This window comes from Inquilinus sp. (genome assembly GCF_057815775.1).
Genome location: NZ_JBYRFX010000944.1, coordinates 1 through 5,406 on the forward strand (window position 1 = coordinate 1; position 5,406 = coordinate 5,406).

The 5,406-nt window shown below is 67.3% G+C and carries 6 protein-coding genes; all 6 read right to left on the minus strand.

Going from position 1 to position 5,406, the window contains the following annotated elements; all coding sequences use genetic code 11:
* Positions 1-251: 251 nt before the first annotated feature.
* Complete coding sequence (locus tag AC3XYG_RS33680) at positions 252-680, minus strand: iron-sulfur cluster assembly protein (RefSeq protein ID WP_489144252.1); 429 nt, start codon at positions 678-680, stop codon at positions 252-254.
* The gene (locus tag AC3XYG_RS33685) at positions 677-1,120 is read right to left on the minus strand and encodes a SufE family protein (RefSeq protein ID WP_489144253.1); all 444 of its coding nucleotides are present in this window, start codon (positions 1,118-1,120) and stop codon (positions 677-679) included. The genes AC3XYG_RS33680 and AC3XYG_RS33685 overlap by 4 nt, the downstream gene beginning before the upstream one ends.
* Positions 1,117-2,370, minus strand: coding sequence for a SufS family cysteine desulfurase (locus AC3XYG_RS33690; RefSeq protein ID WP_489144254.1), 1,254 nt, complete (start codon positions 2,368-2,370; stop codon positions 1,117-1,119). Before AC3XYG_RS33690 ends, AC3XYG_RS33685 begins: the two co-directional genes overlap by 4 nt.
* A 5-nt stretch (positions 2,371-2,375) precedes the next feature.
* The gene (gene sufD / locus AC3XYG_RS33695) at positions 2,376-3,716 is read right to left on the minus strand and encodes a Fe-S cluster assembly protein SufD (RefSeq protein WP_489144255.1); all 1,341 of its coding nucleotides are present in this window, start codon (positions 3,714-3,716) and stop codon (positions 2,376-2,378) included.
* A gap of 7 nt (positions 3,717-3,723) precedes the next feature.
* On the minus strand, positions 3,724-4,488 hold the full coding sequence (gene sufC, locus AC3XYG_RS33700) for a Fe-S cluster assembly ATPase SufC (protein ID WP_489144256.1): 765 nt from the start codon (positions 4,486-4,488) through the stop codon (positions 3,724-3,726).
* Between the two features lie 77 nt (positions 4,489-4,565).
* Positions 4,566-5,406: Fe-S cluster assembly protein SufB (gene sufB, locus AC3XYG_RS33705; RefSeq protein ID WP_489144257.1), on the minus strand; the 841-nt coding region annotated here is incomplete at its 5' end.

A 5,406-nucleotide genomic window follows, 5' to 3' on the forward strand; every position in this document is an offset into this window, starting at 1 on the left:
ATTCCATGAAGTAGCTGAGGCCGGAGCAGCCGCGGGCTTTGACCCGACGCGCAGGCCCAGGATCGGCTTGGTCGACTTCGCGATCAACTCGCGCACGCGGTCGGCGGCGCGGTCGGTCAGGGAGATCGGCGGTGGCAGGGCGCGCATCAGATCACCTCGTGTCCTCGACCCACAAGATGGGCCGATTGCAGAAAGGATTCAACGGTCTGCGGCTGCAATGCAGGTCGTCTCGGCCAAACCGGCCGGTTTCGTCAAAAGCCCAGCGCCAACCGGGCATCCTCGCTGGCCAGCTCCATCGACCAGGGCGGACTCCAGGTCAGGGTCACCTTGGCCTCGGTGACGCCGGGAACCGACAAGGCCCCCCGCTCCACCAGGATCGGCATCGTGCCGGCGACCGGGCAGTTCGGCGCGGTCAGGGTCATGTCGATCGCGACCTTGCCATCCGGCGCGACCTCGACCCGGTAGATCAGCCCGAGCTCGACGATGTTGACCGGCAGCTCCGGGTCGAAAACCAGGGTCAGGTTGTCCATGACAGCCGAACGCGTGGCTTCGACGTCGAGCGGGTAGGTCACCTTCGACATCGGCGTGCGGACATGGATCCAGTCCGGCTCCGGCATATCCAGCGTGCCGGCACGCATGAAGTCGTGCAAGCCGAGGCCGTCGTCGGGGAAATTGCTCATGATGTCGCCTCCCGCGCGGCGATGACACGCCGTGCGATCTCCTTGATCCGTTCGACCATCGAGGCCAGGCCGTTGCGGCGCCCGCTGGTCAGATGGGTGTCGAGGCCGAGCCGGTTGAACAGCCCGCGCAGATCCATCGCCGCCACCTCTTCCGGCCGTCGGCCGGAGAACACGGCGATGACGATGGCGATCAGGCCCTTGACGATGCGGGCGTCGCTATCGCCCTGGAACACGATGCGGTCGGGCGCCTGGTCTTCCGGCCGGGCTACCAGCCAGACCTGGCTCTGGCAGCCATGCACCTTGTTCGCCTCGACCCGCTCGGCGTCCGGGAACGGCGGCAGCGCATCGCCCAGGCTGATGATGTAGGCGTAGCGCTCCTCCCAATCGTCGAGGAGGGAGAAGTTCTCCTCCAACTCTTCGGGCGATAGCGGCATGGTCATCTCGCGAACATCTTGACCACCTTGTCCAGCGCCTCGGCCATCACGTCGATCTCGGCCTTGGTGTTGTACAGGGCGAAAGAGGCCCGCGCCGTCGCCGGCAGGTGCAGGCGTTCCATCAGCGGCTGGGCGCAGTGATGGCCGGCCCGGACCGCGACGCCGGCCTGGTCGATCACCGTGCCGATGTCGTGCGGATGGGCGCAATCCATCGCGAAGGAGATGATCGAGGCCCGCTCCTGCGCCCGGCCGACGATGGTCAGCCCCGGCACATGCGACAGGCGTTCGACGCCGTAGTCCAGCAACTCGCGCTCATGCGCCGCGATGGTGTCGAGGCCCAGGCCGGTGACGTAGTCGATCGCCGCCTTCAGCGCGATCGCCTGGGCGATGGCCGGGGTACCGGCCTCGAACTTCGCCGGCAGCTCGGCAAAGGTGGTGCCGGAGAAGCTGACGGTGCGGATCATCTCGCCGCCGCCCTGCCAGGGCGGCATCGCCTCCAGCAATTCCTCGCGGCCGTAGAGGATGCCGATGCCGGTCGGGCCGTACAGCTTGTGGCCGGAGAAGGCCAGGAAATCGCAATCCAGTGCCTGGACGTCGATCGGCATGTGGGTGATCGCCTGGGCGGCGTCGACCAGCACCTTGGCGCCGACCGCATGCGCCCGGTCGATCACCGCCTTGATCGGGACGATGGTGCCCAGCGCGTTCGACATGTAGGTGAGCGCGACCAGCTTGGTCTTCGGCGACAGGAGCTTCTCGAATTCGCCGAGCAGGAAGTTGCCGTCGTCGTCGATCGGGGCGACGCGGAGGGTCAGTCCCTTCTCCTGCGCCAGTAGCTGCCAGGGCACGATGTTGGAGTGGTGCTCCAGCACCGAGACGATGATCTCGTCCCCTTCCTTGAGGAAGGCACGGCCCCAGGTCTGGGCGACCAGGTTGATCGCCTCGGTGGTGCCGCGGGTGTAGATGACTTCCTTGATCGAGCGCGCGTTGATGAAGCTCTTCACCGCCTCGCGCGACGCCTCGAAGGCATCGGTCGCGGCACCGCTGAGATAGTGCAGGCCGCGATGGACGTTGGCGTATTCTTCCCGGTAGACGCGGCTTTCGGCCTCGATCACCTGGCGCGGCTTCTGCGCCGAGGCGGCGTTGTCGAGATAGACCAGCGGCTTGCCGTAGACGGTGCGCGACAGGATCGGGAAATCCGCCCGGATCGCGTTGACGTCATAGGCATTGATGCCGCTCGTGTGGAGCCGCGTGTCCATCGGACCTAACCCTCCTGATGCCGACCAGCGAGCCAGAGCTCGACCGCAGCGCCGAATTCGTCGCGGATCGCCTCGTCGGCGATCTCCTCCAGCGCGTCGCGCAGGAACGCCTCGACCAGCATGGCCCGCGCCGCGCGTTCACCGATGCCGCGGCTGCGCAGGTAGAACAGCGCCGCGGAGTCGATCTCGCCGACCGTGGCGCCGTGGCTGCACTTGACGTCGTCGGCATAGATCTCCAGCTCCGGCTTGCTGTCGATCTCGGCGGTGCGCGACAGCATCAGGGCCCGGTTCAGCTGATAGCCGTCGGTCCGCTGAGCGTCGCGCCGGACAATGATCTTGCCCTGGAAGACGCCGCGGCCCTTGTCGTCCAGCACGCCCTTGAACACTTCGCGCGACCGGCAATCCGGCACGGCGTGGTCGATCAGCGTGGTGGTGTCGATATGGCGGTTGCCATCGGCCAGATAGGCGCCGGTGACGTGGCCGTTGCCGCCGGGACCGGTGAAGGTCGCCGTCACCTCGGTCCGCGCCAGGTCGGAGCCGAGGCTGAGGGTGAAGCTGTCATAGGTGGCGTCGCGGCCGATGCGGACGCTGCCATTGATGAGATGGACCGCCTGCAGCCCCTCGCTCTGCCGCCGATAGTGGCGCAGCCGGGCGCCGTCGCCGATCTCGGCATCGCCCACCGCATTGGTGAAATACGCCGCACCGTCGGTGCCATGATAGGATTCGATCACCGTGGCCTGGCTGTTGGCACCGGCCAGGATCAGGATCCGCGGGTGGCTCGCCACCGGCTCCTCGCCGGGTGCGGTCAGGAAGACGAGGCGGATCGGCGCCTCGATCACGGCATTGGCCGCGATGCGCAGCACCGCGCCATCCTCAACCAGGGCGGTGTTCAGCTCGACCATCGATGCCGAAGCCGCGGTGGCGGCGAAGCGGGATTCGACATCCGCGTCGCCCTCCTCCAGCGCCGCGGCATAGCCGCCGAGACGCAGGCCCTGCGGCAGGTCGGCGAGATGCGACAGGTCATGCCGCAGCCGGCCGTTGACGAACACCATCGACGGGCCCTGCGCCGGCACGAATTCGCGCAGCACCGCGGGCAAGGCGATACCCGACTGGCCGGCATCGGCCGAGGCACGGTCGAAGCTGAACTTCTCCAGCCGCCGCAGGTCGGTGTATTTCCAGGCTTCCAGCTTGCGCGTCGGCAGGCCGAGGCTTTCGAAGCGGGTCATCCCCGCCTCGCGCCGGCGGTCGATGGCGCTGCGGCCAACCCCCGGCAGGCCGGCCCGGCGGGCGGCAAAGCGCTCGCGCTGGGCGGCGACGACAGGGGGCGTCGTGGTCCGTTCGGTCATGACGGCCTCACGCGGCCGCCGTGCCGGTGCTGGCAGAGATGTCGCCGGCATAGCCCTTTTCTTCGAGCTCCAGCGCCAGCTCCTTGCCGCCGGACCGCACGATCCGGCCATCGGCCAGGACATGGACCCGGTCGGGGATGATGTGGCTAAGCAGCCGCTGGTAGTGGGTGATGACCAGCGCGGCCCGGTCCGGCGAGCGCAGCCGGTTCACGCTTTCGGCCACCACCTTGAGCGCGTCGATGTCGAGGCCGCTGTCGGTCTCGTCAAGCACCGCGAGCGTCGGCTCCAGCAGCGCCATCTGCAGCGCCTCGTTGCGCTTCTTCTCGCCGCCGGAGAAGCCGACATTGACCGACCGCTTCAGCATGTCGGTCTCGATGCCGAGGCCCTTGGCCTTTTCGCGCAGCAGCTTGGTGAACTGCATCGGGTCCAGATCGGCCTCGCCGCGATGCTTGCGGTGGGCGTTGTAGGCGGTGCGCAGGAAGGTGACGGTGCCGACACCGGCGACTTCGAGCGGATACTGGAGCGCCAGGAACACGCCCGCGCGCGACCGCTCTTCCGGCTCCATCGCCAGCAAATCCTGGCCCTGGAAGGTGATCGACCCGCCGGTGACCTCATAGCCGTCGCGCCCGGCGATGACGTAGCTAAGCGTCGACTTGCCGGACCCGTTCGGCCCCATGATGGCGTGGATTTCACCCTTGTTCACCGTGAGCGAGACCCCCTTGAGGATCTCCTTGCCATCGACGGCGACCTGCAGGTCCTTGATCTCGAGCATTCCGCGTTCCCTCGCCGCTTCGCCGCGGCCGTTCCTCTGATCCGCCGCCGACGCGGCGGATCCTCAACCGATCGGCCTCAGCCGACCGAACCTTCCAGGCTGATCCCGACCAGCTTCTGTGCCTCGACCGCGAATTCCATCGGCAGCGCCTGCAGCACCTCGCGGCAGAAGCCGTTGACGATCAGGCCCAGCGCCTCTTCCGTGCCGATGCCGCGCTGGCGGCAGTAGAACAGCACGTCGTCGCTGACCTTGCTGGTCGTCGCCTCATGCTCGACCTGCGCCGTCGGGTTGCGGCTTTCGATATACGGCACGGTGTGGGCGCCGCACTTGTCGCCGATCAGCAGGCTGTCGCACTGGGTGAAATTGCGCGCGCCCTCGGCGCCCGGCAGGATCCGCACCAGGCCGCGATAGGTGTTGTCCGACTTGCCGGCCGAGATGCCCTTGGAGATGATCCGGGAGGTCGTGTTCTTCCCGATATGGATCATCTTGGTGCCGGTATCGGCCTGCTGGTGATTGGTGGTCACCGCCACCGAGTAGAACTCACCCACGCTGTCGTCGCCCTGCAGGATGCAGGACGGGTATTTCCAGGTGATCGCCGACCCGGTCTCCACCTGCGTCCAGCTGATCTTGCTGCGCGCCCCGCGGCAGGCGCCGCGCTTGGTGACGAAGTTGTAGATGCCGCCCACCCCGTTCTCGTCGCCGGGAAACCAGTTCTGCACCGTGCTGTATTTGATCGTGGCGTCATCCATCGCCACCAGCTCCACCACCGCCGCATGCAACTGGTTCTCGTCGCGCTGCGGCGCCGTGCAGCCCTCCAGATAGGAGACGGACCCGCCGTCCTCGACGATGATCAGCGTCCGCTCGAACTGCCCGGTGTTGCGCGCGTTGATGCGGAAATAGGTCGACAGCTCCATCGGG

Excerpts from the sequence above, each read along its gene's own strand:
- AC3XYG_RS33690 (WP_489144254.1), bottom strand. The coding sequence starts at position 2,370 with ATGGACACGCGGCTCCACACGAGCGGCATCAATGCCTATGACGTCAAC.
- AC3XYG_RS33680 (WP_489144252.1), bottom strand. The coding sequence starts at position 680 with ATGAGCAATTTCCCCGACGACGGCCTCGGCTTGCACGACTTCATGCGT.
- sufD (WP_489144255.1), bottom strand. The coding sequence starts at position 3,716 with ATGACCGAACGGACCACGACGCCCCCTGTCGTCGCCGCCCAGCGCGAG.
- AC3XYG_RS33685 (WP_489144253.1), bottom strand. The coding sequence starts at position 1,120 with ATGACCATGCCGCTATCGCCCGAAGAGTTGGAGGAGAACTTCTCCCTC.
- sufC (WP_489144256.1), bottom strand. The coding sequence starts at position 4,488 with ATGCTCGAGATCAAGGACCTGCAGGTCGCCGTCGATGGCAAGGAGATC.